Consider the following 15,931-nt stretch of genomic DNA (forward strand, 5'->3'; position numbering starts at 1 on the left):
GTATGGACGTCGAACCCGTCTTCTCAGTTCCGACGTGGAGTATGCAAGTTCGCCCCATCAAATACCTGCCTGCAATCCTTCACTATTTCATCCGAATTGGCTCCAATTCTGGATCTGAAGACATGTCGCGCGCCCCCATCCCAGCATCGGCGCCCTCAACCCGGTGGAGGATCTGCGATCCTTGCGGGCTTGCTCGGCGCGGAACTCAACCTCGACGAGCATAAAAACCGCCCGGCGCGACCGAATTAAGGCTCGTCGGTATTGTTTGAGTATCGAGAGGTGCTGCCGAGCCCCCTGCCCTGACATGTCTCTCTGGCGGACCGTCGGCGCCCGCCTTCCGGGTGCGTGGCTTCGCAGACAACCTTGCCCCTGCTAGCGTGGCCTTCGTAGGCGCGGCGCGAGTCGAATTCGGGGGATGCCTTTGCCAGGGAGCGCCATGCCGGCAAGCGCTGGCGACCTGCAGCTGGCCGCCGCGCACAGGGCCTTCATGCAGGCGCGCGGTCTGCAGCACGACTTCACCGCTGTGCCGGCGCCGAAGCCGCCGCCCGCCTGGATCGCGCAACTGATCGAGGCCCTGACGACCGCCGCGCCGGTCCTGAAGATCGTGTTCTGGGCCGGCGTGGCGCTCGGCGCGGCCGCCCTGCTCTGGGTGATCGTCCGCGACCTGCCGTTTGCGCGAGGGCGGCGACGGCGCAAGCCGGCCGTCGCCTCGATCGACTGGCGTCCGGAGGCCGGCGCGGCGCGGCCCCTGCTGGACGACGCCGACCGCCTGGCGCAATCGGGGCTGTTCGGCGACGCCATCCACCTCCTCCTGTTCCGCAGCATCGAGGACATCGGCGCCAAGCGGCCCGAGGCCGTGCGCGCGGCCTTCACCAGCCGCGACATCGTCGAGGCCGCGCCCCTGTCCGAGGACGGCCGCTCGGCGTTCCGACTGATCACCGAGGCGGTCGAGCGCAGCTTCTTCGGCGGTCGGCCGGCGGCGGCCGACGATTTCAACCGCTGCCGCCGACAGTATGAGGCCTTCGCCCTGGCCGAGCGGCGGCCATGACCGCGGCAGATCCCGTCCAGGCTGGGCAAGACGCCTTCTCCGCGCGATCGGTCCTGGCGCTGATCCTGGTCGGGATCGTCGCCCTGGCCGGCTTCGGCGCCCTGGCGACCTATGCGCCGGAACTGCGCGGGCGCTCGAATGGCGGCGGCCACGCCCTGTCGGGCTCTGCGGTCGGCTTTCGCGGCGCCCGCGACATGCTCGTGGCGATCGGCGTGCCGGCCACCGTCAGCCGTACGCGGCTGAGTTCGCGGCAGCTGACAGGGACAGGCCTGGTGTTGACGCCCAGTCCGATGACGCCCGCAGCCGAACTGGGCAAGTTTCCCACCGCCCTGCGCACCCTGATCATCCTGCCGAAGTGGCAGGCGGCTCCTGACCCGCGCCGTCCGGGCTTCGTGTTGAAGGCGGGCGCGCTTCCTGACGGCTGGGCGAAGCCGCTGCTTTCCGGCTTCGGTCCAGGCACAAGGGTGACGGTGACGCCCGGCGCGCAGCGGCCGGTGCTGTACGGGACCGGGCTGCATTTCGCCCCACAGCAGGCCCTGCCGCTCGGCCCCTTCGACGGCTTGCAGACCATCTCCGGTCCGGACTGGCGGCCGGTGCTGGTCGACGGCCAAGGCCGGGCGGTGCTCGCGGCCTCGCGCAGCCACGCCTACCTCTATGTGCTGGCCGATCCGGACCTGCTGAACAACCAGGGCCTCAGCGACATCGACACGGCGCGTGTCGGCATGGCCGTGCTGCAGATGCTGAGCGGCGAGGACGGCGTGGCCTTCGACGTGACGCTGAACGGCCTGGGCCAGGGCCGCAGCCTGGCGCGGCTGATGCTTGAGCCGCCCTGGCTGGCGGCCACCCTGTGCGGACTGGCGGCGGTGCTGCTGACCGGCTGGCAGGCGCTGGCGCGGTTCGCAGCGCCGGCCGCCGAGGGCCGCGCAATCGCGCTCGGCGCCGCGGCCCTGGTGGACAACTCCGCCGGGCTGATCCGGATGGGCGGCAAGGAGGCGGCGCTGGCCCCCGACTATGCGGCGGTCACCTTCAACCTGGTCGCCAAGGCTGGCGGGATCGCCGCGCCGGCGGCGGGCGGGCCGGAGACCGCCGCCTGGTTGGCGCGCGCGGCCGAGCAACGCGGCCTGACCGATCCGCAGGCGCTGGCGGCGGACGCTGGGGCGGTGCGGACACGCGACGAGCTGATGGCTGTGGCCGACAGCCTCTATCAATGGCGACTGGAGATGACGCGTGAACGTGAGTGAGGTGAAGGCCCTGGCCGATCGAGTCCGGACCGAAGTCGGCAAGGCCATCATCGGCCAGCACGATACGGTCGACCTGTTGCTCACCGCCCTGTTCGCGCGCGGGCACGTCCTGATCGAGGGCCCGCCCGGCACGGCCAAGACCTTCCTGGCGCAATGCTTCGCCCGCACCCTGCGGCTGGACTTCGGCCGAATCCAGTTCACCCCCGACCTGATGCCGGCGGACATCATCGGGACCAATGTCTTCAACTTCCAGACCAGCGCCTTCACCCTGACCCAGGGCCCGGTCTTCTGCGAGCTGATGCTGGCCGACGAGATCAACCGGACGCCGCCGAAGACCCAGGCCGCCCTGCTGGAGGCGATGCAGGAGCGGCGGGTGACGATCGACGGCCGGTCCCATCCGCTCAGCGCCCGCTTCATGGTGGTGGCGACCCAGAACCCGCTGGAACAGCAGGGCACCTATCCGCTGCCGGAGGCCCAGCTCGACCGCTTCCTGTTCAAACAGGTGCTGGCCTATCCCTCGCGCGAGGAGGAGCGGAAGATCGTCGCCACCTACGGCATGCACGCCGGCGGCGCCGATCCGCAGGATTTCGACATTCAGCCGGTGGCCGAAGGCGCCGAAATCGCCGAGGCCGCCCAGGCGGTCGCGAGCGTCCGCCTGACCGACGACATCGTCAGCTATGTGCTCGACCTGGTGCGCTCGACCCGGGAGACGCCAGACCTGCAGAGCGGGGCCTCGCCCCGGGCCGCCAGCCAGCTCGCCCTGGCCGCCCGCGCCCGAGCGGCGCTGGACGGCCGCGACTACGCCCTGCCGGACGACGTCAAGGCGCTGGCCCTGCCCCTGCTGCGGCACCGGGTGATCCTCTCGCCGGCCGCCGAGATCGACGGGCGGCGCGCCGAGACCATCATCGCCGCGCTCGTCGACCGCGCCGCCGCGCCGCGCTGAGCCGATGAACCTCTACCCCACGCGCCGGGTGATCGTGCTGGCCGCGGCGGGCGCGCCGGCAGCCCTGCTGGTCGCCGCTGCACGGCCCGAGCTGTGGATCGTGGCGGCCGGGTGGGGTCTGCTCACAGCGGCGCTGCTCGTCGCCGACGCGGCCCTGGCCGCCCCCGTGAGCGCGCTGTCGCTCGGCCTCCACGCGCCAGGCCTGATCGGCGTCGGGCGGGAGGAAATGCTGCGCGTCGACGCCCGCTTCGCCGGGTCGCCGCCGCGGGAGGTCGAGGTCGCCGTGGCCGTGGACGAGCGCCTGGAGGCAGCCTCCGGCCGCAGCCGGGTTCAGGTGCGCGACGGCGCCGCGTCGGCCAGCTTTCCGCTGCGGGCGCTGCGTCGGGGCGAAGGGCGACTGCAGGGCGTCTGGGCGCGCTGGCGCGGCCCGCTCGGCCTGGTCTGGCGGCAGCGGGCGCAACAGCCGGCGCTCATTGTCCCCGTCACCCCGGACATGGCGGCGGTCCGCGAAGAGGGCATGAAGCTGTTCGCCCGGGATGCGCCGATGGGGGTGAAGGCGCAGCTCGAGCTCGGCGAGGGCGCAGAGTTCCACGCGCTGAAGGAATTCCAGACCGGCATGGACCTGCGGGCCATCGACTGGAAGCAGAGCGCCCGGCACGGCAGGCTGGTGGGACGCGAGTACCGGGCCGAGCGCAACCACAGCATCCTCCTGGCGCTCGACAGCGGCCGGTTGATGAGCGCCCCGGTCGCCGGCCAGGCCCGCATCGACCGCGCGGTCAACGCAGCCCTCCTCCTGGCCTTCGTCGGCCTCAAGCTCGGCGACCGCGTCGGCGTCTTCTCGTTCGACGCCCGGCCGCGCGTCAACAGCGGCGTGGTGGCCGGCCTGCGGGCCTTTCCGGCGCTGCAGCGCCTGGCCGCGGAGATCGACTATTCGACGGAGGAGACCAACTTCACCCTGGGACTGACCAGCCTGGCCGGCCGGCTCGATCGTCGGGCGCTGGTGGTGATCTTCACCGACTTCGCCGATCCGACGAGCGCGGCCCTGATGGTCGAACATGTCGGCAGGCTGGCCCGCACCCACCTGATCCTGCTGGTGACCTTCCGCGACGAGGAGCTCGAACAGCTCGCCGCCGCCGAGCCGCTGGAGCCTGACGACGTCTCGCGCGCAGTGGTGGCCGACGCCCTGCTGCGACAGCGCGAGAGCGTGCTGGCGCAACTTCGCCGGCTCGGCGTGCAGATTCTCGAGGCGCGCGCCGCGGAGATCGGCCCGACCCTGATCAACCGGTATCTCGACGTGATGCGGCGCGAGCTCGTCTGACCCCATGGCCGACCTGCAACTCAAGAGCCACCGCTTCCGCGCCGAGCGCGAGGACGATTGGCGCCGTCTCGAGCGGCTGCTCGACCGCGCGGAGCGCTCGGGCGTGAAGAAGCTTCGCCCCGCGGAGCTGCTGGAGATCCCGGTCCTCTACCGGCAGGCGCTGTCGTCGCTCTCGGTGGCGCGGTCGATCTCGCTGGACCAGAGCCTCATCGACTATCTGGAGGCGCTCAGCGCGCGAGCCTACTTCTTCGTCTACGGCGCGCGCACCAACGCCTGGCGGCGGATCGGCGGCTTCTTTCGGCGTGACTGGCCCGACGCCGTCCGCGGCCTCTGGCGCGAGACCCTGGTCGCCACGGCGATCGGCGTGCTGGCCGCCGTCATCGCCTTTGGCCTCGTCATGCGCGAGCCGGACTGGTTCTACAGCTTCGTCCCTCCCGCCCTGGCCTCCGGGCGCGAGCCCCACGCCTCCACGGAGTTCCTCCGCGCGACCCTGCATGGTCCGGCGGGGCAGCCCGGCGGACAGAAGGATGGACTCGACGTCCTGGCCACCTTCCTCTTCACGCACAATTCGCAGATCGCGCTGTTCGCTTTCGCGTTCGGCTTCGCCTTCTGCGTGCTGACGGCGGTGCTGCTGCTCTCCAACGGCGCCATGCTGGGCGCCTTCCTGGCGGTGTTCGCCCAGCACGGGCTGATCGTCCCGGCGGTCGGCTGGCTGATGATCCACGGGGTGACCGAGCTGTTCGCCGTGACGCTGGCTGGGGCGGCGGGATTGTCGATCGGCTGGGCGGTCGCCTTTCCGGGCGGCCGAACCCGGGTCGACGCGGCGATGCACGCCGGCAGGCGCGGGGCTGTGGTGATGGCCGGCGTCGTGGTGATGCTGTTCTGCGCCGCCTTGCTCGAAGGCTTCGCCCGCCAGTTGGTGGAGGCCGATTGGGCGCGCTACGCCATCGCCGCGGCGACGGCGGCGCTCTGGGGCGGCTACTTCTACCGGCCGTCCCGCAAGGCGAGCGCGCGGTGATGGCGTCGCGGCGGCGAAAGCGGGCTCGCGCCCAGGCGCCTGGGCCAGAGGTCGACCTGCGCCGGCGCTTCGTCACGCCCGAGGGGGTCGACCTGCGGCTCCAGGTCGGCGCCTACACCGACCGCGCACTGGCCCTGATGTTGGACGGGCTGATCATCATCGGCGCCCTGATCGGCCTGACGATCCTGGCGGGCCTGGCGTCGTGGGCGACGAAGAGCCCGGCGCCGGGCCCGGCGATCACCATCATCTGGCTGCTCGGCTCCTTCATCCTGCGGGTCGGATATTTCATCGGCTTCGAGCTGCAAGCGCGCGGCGCGACGCCCGGAAAGCGGGCCATGGGCCTGCGGGTCATCGCCCGCGACGGGCGCAGGCTGACGGCCGACGCCATCTTCGCCCGCAACGCCATGCGCGAGCTGGAGATCTTCCTGCCCGCCACCTTCCTGTTCGCCCGGGGCTCTGGGGTGGACGGCGCGCTGATCTCGCTGGGCGCGATCTGGACGGGGGTCTTCGTGATCTTTCCCCTGTTCAACCGCGATCGCCTAAGGCTGGGCGACCTGGCCGCCGGCTCCATGGTGGTGAAGGCCCCGAAGATCCGCCTGCTGCGGGACATCGCCGAGGCCGGGCCGCAGACCGTTGGCGGAGTCGCCTTCACCGACGCCCAGCTCGACGCCTACGGGATCAAGGAGCTGCAGGTGCTGGAGCAGGTGCTGCGCACCGGCGACCGCCGCACCCTGGCCGCGGTGGCGACGCGCATCCGCGGCAAGATCGCCTGGGAGGGTCCGACGGACACGCCGGACCGCTCCTTCCTGGGCGCCTACTATGCGGCCCTGCGCCAGCGCCTGGAGACCGGCCTGCTGTTTGGCCGGGCCCGGCGCGACAAGCACGACATCTAGGCGAAGACTTGAGCCAAGCTCTCCCCGCCGCCGCCCTTCATCTCGCGCAGCTGGGTGTAAAGCGCCGCGCTGCCGACGCTCATCACCAGCGATAGGAAGGCGTTGAACAGTGAGACGACGGCGATGGTCAGGAACCCGGGCGCCGCGACCTGGGCCAGGCTGCCGAAGCCGCGGGTCGAACCGACAAAGATCAGCTCGGCGACGATGATCACGAGCCAGAGCAGCAGGACGAGGCCGAGAATTCGCCAGCGATTGCCGCGGGTCAAAGCTCGGCTCCGGCCCAGCGCCTTGACCGGGTTCGAGGTTTCGGCCGCGATCGCCGGAAAGGCGACCACCCACATCAGGCCGAGGATCACCCCGGGCACGAAGAGCAGCACGAAGCCGAACATGACCCCAAGCCCGAGCAGCAGCCCCGCCCCGAGCAGGGGCAGGATCTTGCGCAGCCCGCCGCGCAGGAGGTCGGGAAGCGACGGGCTGCGGCCTTCCAGGTCGCCGATCGCGATGCCGAGCTGGCAAGCGAGGGCGAGCAGGCTGAGCAAGCTGACGACGATGACCGCGACCGAATAGAGCGGCTGGCTGAACGCCGAGAAGGCGGCGAAGGGGGCTGCCGGCGACGGCTTGGCGACCTTCAGGATGCTGGTGGTGACGAAGCTGTTCAGCAGGCTGGGCAGGTAGCTCAGCACAAAGGTGACGCCAAGCAGCGGGACGGCCTGTCGGCGGATGACGCCGAAGGTGTCGCCGAACACCCGTCCGAGATCGAGCTTTCGCCGGCTTGTATCGACTGCAGTCATGACCCCCCCCGACGCAACGTCAGGTGGAAGGGTAATCATGGCCGCCGCCAGAGTCGACCGGGTCGCGATGGCGCCGGATGCAAGACCCGAAAGCGCGGCCTTCAGGCCGGCTGTTCTCCCGCAAGGCGGCGGCGGAACGACGTCAGCAAGGTGCGGCCCGACGGCCACGCGCCGACGCCGCTCGCTTCATTGATGTGCCCGAGCGCTCCCGCCGTGATCAGATCCGCCCGCCAAGCGTCGGCGCATCGCCGCCCAAACTCAAGGGAGCCATAAGGGTCGTCGGAGCTGGCGATCATCAGCGTCGGGAACAGCATAGGCTGGCGCGGAACCGACCGGAACGTGGCGGCCTGCTCCGCCGGGAACACGGGACCGTCCGGATCGGGTACGGCGACCAGAAATGCGCCCGCCACGAGACCACGGCCTCGCGCAGCCCAATGGGCGACCAGCAGGCACCCCAGGCTGTGGGCGACGAGCAACGGCGGCTGAGCCGCCAGGGCCACCGCGCGATCGAGGGCCGCGACCCAGTCGTCGAGGTCCGGCCGGTCCCAATCTGAGGGCTGGAAGACCGTGGCGAACGGATCATTCAGCCGCCAGAGCGTCTGCCAGTGCCCTCCTCCAGACCCTCCGATTCCTGGAAGCATGATGGTCTCGACGTCCATCGGCGCAACCCCTCGATGCCGTTGGTGATGAGCCTAGGGTCGCGAGAAATTCGCCATGGCGGAATAGCAACCCATCGGCGAACGCGACATATTGCCGATGACTTCAAGGTCAGGACGATCCAACGCCGATGAGATCGAAATCAGCTGAGCTGGATGCGACAGACCACGCCATTCTCGAAGCGCTCCAAGCGGACGGCCGCCTTCCCCTCACGGAACTGGGGCGGCGGATCGGCCTGTCCCAACCGGCCGTGTCCGAGCGGGTTCGCCGTCTGGAAGACCATGGCGTCATCATGGGCTATGGCGCGCGCATCAACGCCCACGCCCTGGGACTAAGCACCTCGGCCATCATCAGGCTTCGCACGACGCACGAACATATCGCCGCATGTCTGAAACGGTTCGCGGACATGCCGCAGGTGATCGAAGTCCATCGCGTCACTGGCGAGGACTGTTTCGTGATCCGCGTCATCGTGCCCGCGCCCAGCGAGCTGGAGGCGATTGTCGATGCCTTGGCGCGGTTCGGCGCCGTGACGACCAGCGTGATCTTGCGGAGCGAGCCTTCCAAGGCGATTCAGCGCGAACTGATCGCCGCCGCCTCAAGTCGTTGATGCGTTACCCGCCGGGCTTGCGATGACGCCTGAGCCCGCGGCCGGCGCGACGTTGCGTAAACGATCAGCATGCAGCCCGCGTAGGCGCCGACCGCCAGTAAAATGAGCGCGCCTGGAAAATTCAAATCTTCTCTACAGCCGGTCGGGCAGAGGGCATGGAGCGAAACTGAAGATTGATCCATGAGGACTGCATACACAGCAGGTCTTCATGACCACAAACGCCGCATATCGTTGCTATATATACTGACGTTATCCGAAACGGCAAGAACCTGAACAGGCTAAGGGCACCGAACATCTACATGCGACATCGGCAACTCGAGCAGGTGGCGAAGAAGACCCTGGATGCGGCGATGGCGCGGACGCCGCTCGACCATTTCGTGATCTGGGACGGATCGGCCTGCGGCGCTCAGGAGAACTCGCTGCGTTCGCGCGCGCTCGCCTGCGTCACCGAGATCTGGACGCCCTTGTCGATGCGCGTCCTGTTGCAACGCGGGGCGTCTATCGCCGGCGAGCTCGGCCTCGATCCGGATACGGTGCGGAGCGCCGTTCGCATGCACCAGTCCGCCCGGCCCACCGCCTATCTGCTTGTCCGACGTACCTTGAGCGGCGACTACCTGGCCGTCACGGACGTGCCCTGGCCGGCCGCCATCGGCGCGCCGCTGCGCGCCGGCGATCTCGTCCTCGACCGCAAGGGAAACGCCTTCGGCCGGGTCGCCCGGCAGGAGCTCGCAGCCGTCTCGCCAGACCGTCCTATGGCGAGGCCGGCGCTACGCGCGCGGCTCTAGCACGCACGACCCTGGGGATGACCAGGGCGGTTCAGCGGCTTGTCCATCTCTCCTGAGACGCAAACGGCGGCGGAATGCTCCGCCGCCGTTCGTCTGTAAGCGAGGGCTGGCGGCCCCATGCGCTCAGTTGGTCGCAAGACGCTCCTGCGACTGCGCGCGATAGATCGCGTTCACGCTCGGCGAGGCCAGCGTAGCGACGGCGCGCTCCAGGCTGTTCCGGAAGCAGGCCGAGCTGCGCACTTCATCCTGCACCTCGCGGAAACTGAAGGTGGAGGCGCCGCAGGCGCTGAGCGACGCGCGCTCGAGCCGGTTCAGCATGATGGCGGCGCCGTCCGGCTGGGCGAGGTTGAGGTCTGCGTGGCTCACCCGGACGGTCACGGCTTCATCGGTCGTCCCGGCCAGCGCGGCCGCCGGCGCGAAAAGGGAAAGGGCGATGGCGAGGGGGGCAAGGTGCTTCAAGACACGCTCCAGGAGTTTTGCCGCCAGCAAGCGGCGCGAGATTCGTCGATGAGTAAGCCTGCGTGGCGCCCACACTCTAAGCCTTTTCGGCCCCATTGCGCACACAGATTATACAAATCGTCGCATCCAAGGCGCTGTTCAAGAGGCATGCTTGACTAAATTTTGGTAATGTTGCTGGCCCGCCCGCGCCCAATGTCCAGGCGCGCTCCGCCCTCGGGGCGACAATCGCGACGCCGGACCCGGGCCGGCTATGGCTAAGCTCAATGGTCTTTCGGGAGGCTTCCGTGCGTGCCCGACCGGTGGGTCCAGCACCAGGAGAGCGTGATGGCGCGGGAGATCGCGCCGGGCCAGTTCGCGCCCACGCCCGACGAGCCGCTGACGCCGCCGCCGCTGGGCATGATGTTGCGAAGGCGGTGGAGATCACCCGCGCGCCCGGCGTCGTCGAGCGCCCGCCCTGGGTTTCCCGTCGACGCCGGCCTGCTGGAGACGGCGCGCCGCGTCGCCGGATCGGTGACCCTGAAGCGTCTGGTGGTCGGCGGCACAGGGGGTTTCGGGCCAGGCGTTCGTCGACAACGCCGCCCTGCGGGCCTGGCTCGCGAGCGCCTTCTCCGCCCAGGCGGTCGATCTGGAGAGCGCCGCCGTGGCGCAGTCGCCTACGCCAACGACGTCCCCTTCATCGCCTTCCGTAGTCTCTCCGACCTCGCGGGCGGCGATCCCGGGCCCAATCAGGCGCGGACCTTCTTTCAGCTCGCGGCCGACAATTCCGCGACGCTGGCGCGCGCCTTCCTGGCGGCCGCGCCCTGAGCGCCCCTCAGGGCTTCTTGGCCGCGGCCTGCACCTCGATCTCGACCAGCATGCCGGGCCCGACCAGCGAGGCCACCTGGACGGTGACGCGGGCGGGCTTATTGGGCTGGGCCGCGGTCCCGAAGTGCTGCTTGTAGGCCTCCATCATGCCGGCGAAGTCCATATTGCCGCCCTTGGCCGGATCGCCCACCAGGTAGACCCGCATCATCACCACATCGGCGAAGCTAAGGCCGCGGCTTTCCAAGGCGTCGGAAAGCCTCTTGAGCACGCCCAGCGTCTGGGTCTTGGTGTCGCCGTACGTCGCCGTCGATCCGGCCGGCGCCTTTGGATCGATGACCGGCGGGACCATGCCGCTGACATAGACCATGCCGTAGCCCGGCGGCACGGCCGTCAGGGTGGCGATCGCCGCCTCCGGCGTCGCCTGGTGAACCACCTCCTGGGCGCAGGCGGACTGGGCCAGAAAGGCGCCGGCGAGCGCCGCGGTCGCGGCGCAAAGAGCATGTTTCATGAAGTCCTCTCGTCTCATCAATGGGCTTGCAGGCTGCGCGCCTGGACGGGCGCGCCGCCCTTACGCACTGCGGCGACGTCCGCCGGCTTCACAGGGCTCGCCTTATTGCCCCAGCTGGAGCGGACATAGGTCAGGATCGCGGCGATCTGGTCATCCGAAAGATCGGCCTTGAAGCTCGGCATGCCGCCGCGGCCGTTCAGCACCCGGCTCACCGCATCCGTCTTCGGTCCCACCACGAAGGGATCGCCCGCAAGCGCGGGGAAGGCCCCCTTCACGCCGACGCCGTCGATCCGGTGGCAGGCCGAGCAGCTGGCCTGATACATGGCCTTGCCCGGAACGTCGGCCGCGAGGGCGGGCGCTGCGGCCGCGGTGAGCAGGGCGACGCCCACGCCCAGGATGATGTGCTTTCCCATGGGTCAGGCCGCCTGCTGCACGCGGGCGTGCAGGCGCTCGACCTGCTGCCAGGCGGATTCGATCGCGCCGGCCTGCCAGCCGCCGAGATAGCTCATGTGCTCGCCGGCGAGATAGATGCGCCCGTCTCCCTGGACGAGGACCGGATAGGCGGCGGCGCGGGCCTCCGGCGACCATTCGGCCCAGCCGCCGAGATTGTTCTCGGCCAGGTGCCAGCAGAAGGAGAAGGCCGTCTCGAAGCTCTCCTGGTATTGCGGGAAGACCTTCTGCCCCGCCGCGAGCGCAAACGCCGTCCGCTCCTTGGGCGGCAGCGCGCTGATGCGAGCGGCCTCCGAGCCGAAGGCGTAGAAGCCGAGAAGCACCCCCTTCTGGCCCTGCCAGCCGGTCGAGGGCAGCGAGATCGAATTGATCCCCGGCATGTCGGTGTAGACGTGGCCGCCGTAGATGGCGTGGTCCTCCTCCCAGAACCGCCGCTTCATCTGCAGGCCGATCTTGTTCACCGGCGCATAGGCGACGTCGGCCATCGCCTCCTTGAACGGAGCGGCGACCTGCATGTCGATGGTGCGCAGCACCGAGAGGGGAATGGTGCAGATGCAGAAATCGGCGGCGATCACCGAGGCCTGGCCCGCCTCGTCGCGCACCGAGACGCTGACTCCGGCCGGCCCCTGGGAGATCTTCTCGACCTTGGTCGAATATTTGATCAGCCGGCCGACCTGGCGTTCGAAGCCCTTGGCGACCTGGTCCATGCCGCCGACCGGCTGCAGCATGGTGCGCTGCTGCTCGTATTCGGTGACCGAGCTCAGCACCATCCAGGCCTTGGAATCCAGCACGTCGGCCAGGGCGAAGGGGATCGAGGGCTTGCCCGGGCCGGGATCAAGGCCTGCGCCCGGATGGACGGCGAAGCCGCGGCCGGGGGTTCCCTTGTAGCTCAGGTCCTTCGCATCGAGCCGGCCCTCGCTGACCACATAGGCCAGGAACTTCTCACGGTCCTCGGCCGAGAGCGGCGCGTCGAGATTGCCCTTGCTGGCGCATTTGGCGAGCAGCTCGGCGGCGTAGCCACGGGCGTCAGCGGCGATCTCGCCCTTGCGGATCGGCTTGCCGGCCAGCGCCCCCTTGCCCTTCTCGAAATAGACGTAGGCCGCGTCGTTGTCGTTGACGAAGCTCTCGAGCTGCACGCCGAACAGCTTGGTGTAATGGAGGGTCGAGCGATGGTGATAGGGGATCCGCCACGGCCCGTGGTTGATGTAGAGCCCCTCGTCGAAGTCGCAGACCTGGGTGTTGCCGGCCAGGTCCGTGTGCTTGAACCCGCGCCGCGCGGTCTGGCAGCGTCCGCCGGCGAAGGCGCGGGCCTCGATCACCTGAACCTGGTAGCCCGCCTTGTCGAGCTCGTAGGCCGCCGTCATCCCGGCCAGGCCGGCGCCGAGGATCACGACCTTCTTGCCCTTGGCGCCGCCGCTCAGTGCGGGGGGCGCAGCCTGCGCCGAGGCGAAGCCGAAGCCCAAGGCCTCCAGGCCGGCGACGGCCAAAGACATGCCGCCCACAGCGGCCAACTGTTCAAAGAAACGACGACGAGTCAGCGCTGTGGCGCCGACCCCTTCTTGGCTTTCCATCCCGAAAATACCTTGTGCGCCTAAAAACACAGAACAGAGCCGGCGCGCCGTCACCGGCGCGCCGGCGAGAACTCAAAAGGTGTAGGTCAGCTTGGTGTAATAGTAGCCGCCATTGATGCCCCAGGGGCTGATGGTCAGCGGCGCGTCGTAGACGTTGCTGCCGTCGGCCAAGCCGCCGGTGGGCCCGAACTGCTTCATCTTCGGCGGTTTCTTATTGAAGAGGTTGTTGGCGCCGACGGCGACCTTGATGCTGTCGGTGATCTTGTAGGCGACGTCGATGTCGGTGATCGCCGTCGTGCCGATGTGGCTCTTGTAGGCGTCCGCTCCGCTGCCGGTGCCGTCGGGGCTGACGATCTCGGTGACCGGCCCGTAGATGGTCTCGCGCACGTTCACCGTGAACCTGTTCACCGCGTAGAAGGCGCCGAGCGTGACCTTGGCCTTCGGCGAAGCCGTGGTCAGGTCGCTGATGGCGGTCGGCGACAGCAGGGAGTCGATGGCTCCCGCCAGCGGCGCCGGGACCTCTGCGAGATTGGTGATCGTGGTCTTGTTGTAGTTGCCGGCCAGACTCCAGTCGACCGAACCCCAGTCGTCGAAGTCGCTGTGATAGGTGACCATCAGCTCCATGCCGCGCGTGCGGGTGTCGGCGCCGTTGGCGAACAGCGTCGTGCCGACGAAGGTGACGGTCGGGTCGAGGACGTTGCCGTGGGCGGCGATCGCGTCGAGCACGGCCTGGGAGACGACCGTGCTGCCGACTTGGCCAAGGATCGAGCCCGATCCGATGATGCGATCCGAGACCTTAATCTGGTAGGCGTCGAGGGTGACGGTCATGCCCTCGACCGGGTGGGCGACGAAGCCAACGCTGAAGTTGGTGGATTTCTCCGGCTTCAGCGGCGCGAAGCCTAGCAGGGCGGCGGCGTCGGAGTTTGGCGGCATCTGCACGAAGGCGGTGGTCGGGCCGACGTTCGTCGCGGAGTAGAAGGACTCGGCCAGGGTCGGCGCGCGGAAGCCGGTCGAGGCCGTGCCCCGCAGGGCGAAGGCCGGGTTGAAGTCGTAGCGGGTCGTCAGCTTGCCCACAGTGGTGCTGCCGAAGTCGCTGTAGTGCTCGTAGCGGCCGGCCACGTCGACCTTCAGGTTGGCGATCGGGTTGGTCGCCAGGTCGATGTAGGCGGAGTAGTTCTTCCGGCTGTGGCCGCCGGCGTCGGTCGGCTGGAAGCCGGGATAGGACTGGCCGCCTTCCTTGTAGATCGAGGCCGCGTCGCCTTGGGTGATGGCGTACTTTTCCCAGCGATATTCCGCGCCGAAGGCGACGTTCAGCGGCCCCGCCAGGCCGACGTCGAACTCCCGGCTCAGGTCCAGGTTGCTCGTCCACTGGGTGCTCTCGAAGGTGCCATCGTAGAATTCGGTCGGCGTGAAATGGGTGTCGACGAAGAGGGCGGCGTTGGCGGAGTTGCGCGTGTAGATGTCGGCGATGTCCTTGCCGTAGGTCGAGCTGAGGTCCCAGTTCCAGCCTGCGACGGCGCCCTTGGCGCCGCCGGTGACGGCATAGTCCGTTTCACGCAGCGCTTCCTTCGGGTGGAAGCCGAGGGGGGCGAAGATCAGCTCGCCCGGAGCGGTGTAGCTGCCGCGAACGCCCAGCACCGGCGAGGCGATGACCCGGCTCGGGACCCGGTAGTTCTCGTAGGCCTCGGCGCGGCGGTAGCTGAAGCTGCCGAAGCTGTAGAGCTGGACCGCGCCCAGGTCGTAGCCGGCGTTGTAGGAGGCGTTGTTTACGGTCTGCTGTGCGTCGCCGAGGATGTGGTTGACGCGCGGATAGTCCAGCGCGCCCGCCCAGCTTGCTGGGCTGCTGGGCAGCAGGTTGCCGTCGACGTCGGAGACCCGGGCGTCGGCGCCGCCGCGATGGCTGAAGTCGTGGAAGCGCAGCTCGGCGGTCAGGTTGATGAAACCGTTCTCGCCCAGCGGCGCGCCAAAGTTGCCGGAAAGCGAACCGGTCTCGCCGTCGCCCTTGTAGTACTGGCCGGCCGTGCCCTCGAGCACGCCGCCGGCGCCCTTGTCTTTCAGGATGATGTTGATCACGCCGGCGATGGCGTCGGTGCCGTATTGGGCGGCCGCCCCGTCCTGCAGCACTTCGACGTGGTCGATGGCCGCCACCGGGATCAGGCTGAGATCGGCGGTGGCCGCGCCCTGGTAGGGCCCGCCCAGCACGTGCAGGTTGGCGGTGGGATGCCGGCGCTTGCCGTTGACCAGCACCAGGGCGTGGTTCGGGCTCAGGCCGCGCAGGCGGGCGCTGAGGGTCAGGTTGGCGGTGTCGCCGCCGAAAGCCTCGGCGGTGAAGGAGGGCACCGTCTGGGCGAGGCCCTGGATCAGGTCCGGCTGGCCCACCCGCGCCAGGGCCTGGGCGCCGAGCACCTGGATCGGAGCCGCGCTGTCGACGGCGCGAAGCCCGGTGGTGCGCGTACCGGTCACGATCACGGTGTCGACCGTGGCGGACTCCTCCGACGGCTTGGCCGCCGTCTGCGCGGCCGCGCTACTAGCAGTTGTACAAAGTAATGCGAGGCCTGACGCCCCAGCAATTAGGATCGATTTGCTTTTCTTCATAGGTTAGACCCCCAGTTTGCACGTTCCCCGAACGGCGATATCCTCTAACCAAGCGTTTCCATTGACTCGTTTATTGGCCGCAACTTTTGGCGGCGCCGCAACTTTGGCGCAGGTCAACTTGCGTAGGAAGGAATGCAGCCCACCAAGCGTCGCGCAACACAGGTGCGTTACGGCGGCCGTCACATGCTCAGTTTGTAGGTAACAATCGCGCCTTCAGGCGCCCGGAAGGCGAAATATGCGGCA

Annotated in this window: 16 protein-coding genes and 1 pseudogene; 10 read left to right on the forward strand and 7 right to left on the reverse strand. The window is 68.9% G+C overall.

Translation table 11 applies throughout. The annotated features are described in order from the left end of the window. The first annotated feature begins 436 nt into the window (after nt 1-436). From ACSQ2B_RS24330 to ACSQ2B_RS24355, 6 genes are read left to right on the forward strand one after another with little or no spacing between them, the layout of a single operon-like run. Nucleotides 437-1,048: a DUF4129 domain-containing protein gene (locus tag ACSQ2B_RS24330; RefSeq protein ID WP_436053985.1), complete on the forward strand. Its 612-nt coding sequence runs from the start codon at nt 437-439 to the stop codon at nt 1,046-1,048. Further along, nucleotides 1,045-2,289 carry a hypothetical protein gene (locus ACSQ2B_RS24335; RefSeq protein WP_436053986.1) on the forward strand — a complete coding sequence of 415 codons (1,245 nt, stop codon included), beginning with the start codon at nt 1,045-1,047 and terminating at the stop codon, nt 2,287-2,289. The genes ACSQ2B_RS24330 and ACSQ2B_RS24335 overlap by 4 nt, the downstream gene beginning before the upstream one ends. Further along, nucleotides 2,276-3,232 (forward strand): AAA family ATPase, encoded by a 957-nt coding sequence (locus tag ACSQ2B_RS24340; protein WP_436053987.1) that lies wholly within the window; start codon nt 2,276-2,278, stop codon nt 3,230-3,232. The genes ACSQ2B_RS24335 and ACSQ2B_RS24340 overlap by 14 nt, the downstream gene beginning before the upstream one ends. A gap of 4 nt (nt 3,233-3,236) precedes the next feature. Continuing rightward, nucleotides 3,237-4,550: a DUF58 domain-containing protein gene (locus ACSQ2B_RS24345; protein ID WP_436053988.1), complete on the forward strand. Its 1,314-nt coding sequence runs from the start codon at nt 3,237-3,239 to the stop codon at nt 4,548-4,550. 4 nt (nt 4,551-4,554) lie between these two features. Continuing rightward, nucleotides 4,555-5,568 carry a stage II sporulation protein M gene (locus ACSQ2B_RS24350; protein ID WP_436053989.1) on the forward strand — a complete coding sequence of 338 codons (1,014 nt, stop codon included), beginning with the start codon at nt 4,555-4,557 and terminating at the stop codon, nt 5,566-5,568. After that, nucleotides 5,568-6,461 (forward strand): RDD family protein, encoded by an 894-nt coding sequence (locus tag ACSQ2B_RS24355; protein WP_436053990.1) that lies wholly within the window; start codon nt 5,568-5,570, stop codon nt 6,459-6,461. The genes ACSQ2B_RS24350 and ACSQ2B_RS24355 overlap by 1 nt, the downstream gene beginning before the upstream one ends. On the opposite strand, the gene ACSQ2B_RS24360 is transcribed toward ACSQ2B_RS24355, so the two are convergent. Beyond that, nucleotides 6,458-7,252 carry a hypothetical protein gene (locus tag ACSQ2B_RS24360; RefSeq protein ID WP_436053991.1) on the reverse strand — a complete coding sequence of 265 codons (795 nt, stop codon included), beginning with the start codon at nt 7,250-7,252 and terminating at the stop codon, nt 6,458-6,460. The two genes, ACSQ2B_RS24355 and ACSQ2B_RS24360, sit on opposite strands and share 4 nt — an antisense overlap. Before the next feature lie 101 nt (nt 7,253-7,353). After that, nucleotides 7,354-7,911: an RBBP9/YdeN family alpha/beta hydrolase gene (locus ACSQ2B_RS24365; RefSeq protein WP_436053992.1), complete on the reverse strand. Its 558-nt coding sequence runs from the start codon at nt 7,909-7,911 to the stop codon at nt 7,354-7,356. A gap of 128 nt (nt 7,912-8,039) precedes the next feature. Here ACSQ2B_RS24365 and ACSQ2B_RS24370 point away from each other — a divergent pair. From ACSQ2B_RS24370 to ACSQ2B_RS24380, 3 genes and pseudogenes are all read left to right on the forward strand, one after another. Further along, nucleotides 8,040-8,144 (forward strand): annotated as a pseudogene (locus ACSQ2B_RS24370) (AsnC family transcriptional regulator); the annotation flags it as partial. Between the two features lie 57 nt (nt 8,145-8,201). Then, on the forward strand, nt 8,202-8,516 hold the full coding sequence (locus ACSQ2B_RS24375; protein ID WP_436054054.1) for an Lrp/AsnC family transcriptional regulator: 315 nt from the start codon (nt 8,202-8,204) through the stop codon (nt 8,514-8,516). Nucleotides 8,517-8,815: 299 nt separating this feature from the next. Then, nucleotides 8,816-9,301 (forward strand): hypothetical protein, encoded by a 486-nt coding sequence (locus ACSQ2B_RS24380; RefSeq protein WP_436053993.1) that lies wholly within the window; start codon nt 8,816-8,818, stop codon nt 9,299-9,301. A gap of 123 nt (nt 9,302-9,424) precedes the next feature. On the opposite strand, the gene ACSQ2B_RS24385 is transcribed toward ACSQ2B_RS24380, so the two are convergent. Next, on the reverse strand, nt 9,425-9,760 hold the full coding sequence (locus ACSQ2B_RS24385) for a UrcA family protein (RefSeq protein ID WP_436053994.1): 336 nt from the start codon (nt 9,758-9,760) through the stop codon (nt 9,425-9,427). A gap of 288 nt (nt 9,761-10,048) precedes the next feature. Here ACSQ2B_RS24385 and ACSQ2B_RS24390 point away from each other — a divergent pair, with 288 nt between their 5' ends. After that, a complete protein-coding gene (locus ACSQ2B_RS24390) occupies nt 10,049-10,564 on the forward strand; it encodes a hypothetical protein (RefSeq protein WP_436053995.1) in 516 nt (171 codons plus the stop codon). Nucleotides 10,565-10,571: 7 nt separating this feature from the next. On the opposite strand, the gene ACSQ2B_RS24395 is transcribed toward ACSQ2B_RS24390, so the two are convergent. The 4 genes from ACSQ2B_RS24395 to ACSQ2B_RS24410 all read right to left on the reverse strand — a co-directional run bounded on the left by ACSQ2B_RS24395 (nt 10,572) and on the right by ACSQ2B_RS24410 (nt 15,688). Continuing rightward, nucleotides 10,572-11,072 carry a RidA family protein gene (locus ACSQ2B_RS24395; RefSeq protein ID WP_436053996.1) on the reverse strand — a complete coding sequence of 167 codons (501 nt, stop codon included), beginning with the start codon at nt 11,070-11,072 and terminating at the stop codon, nt 10,572-10,574. A gap of 17 nt (nt 11,073-11,089) precedes the next feature. After that, nucleotides 11,090-11,485 (reverse strand): c-type cytochrome, encoded by a 396-nt coding sequence (locus tag ACSQ2B_RS24400; RefSeq protein WP_436053997.1) that lies wholly within the window; start codon nt 11,483-11,485, stop codon nt 11,090-11,092. A 3-nt stretch (nt 11,486-11,488) separates the two neighbouring features. Further along, nucleotides 11,489-13,015 (reverse strand): flavin monoamine oxidase family protein, encoded by a 1,527-nt coding sequence (locus ACSQ2B_RS24405; protein WP_436053998.1) that lies wholly within the window; start codon nt 13,013-13,015, stop codon nt 11,489-11,491. 150 nt (nt 13,016-13,165) lie between these two features. Then, nucleotides 13,166-15,688 carry a TonB-dependent receptor plug domain-containing protein gene (locus ACSQ2B_RS24410; protein ID WP_436053999.1) on the reverse strand — a complete coding sequence of 841 codons (2,523 nt, stop codon included), beginning with the start codon at nt 15,686-15,688 and terminating at the stop codon, nt 13,166-13,168. Between the last annotated feature and the right edge of the window lie 243 nt (nt 15,689-15,931).

This window comes from Phenylobacterium sp. LjRoot225 (assembly GCF_964252855.1).
GTDB lineage: Bacteria > Pseudomonadota > Alphaproteobacteria > Caulobacterales > Caulobacteraceae > Phenylobacterium.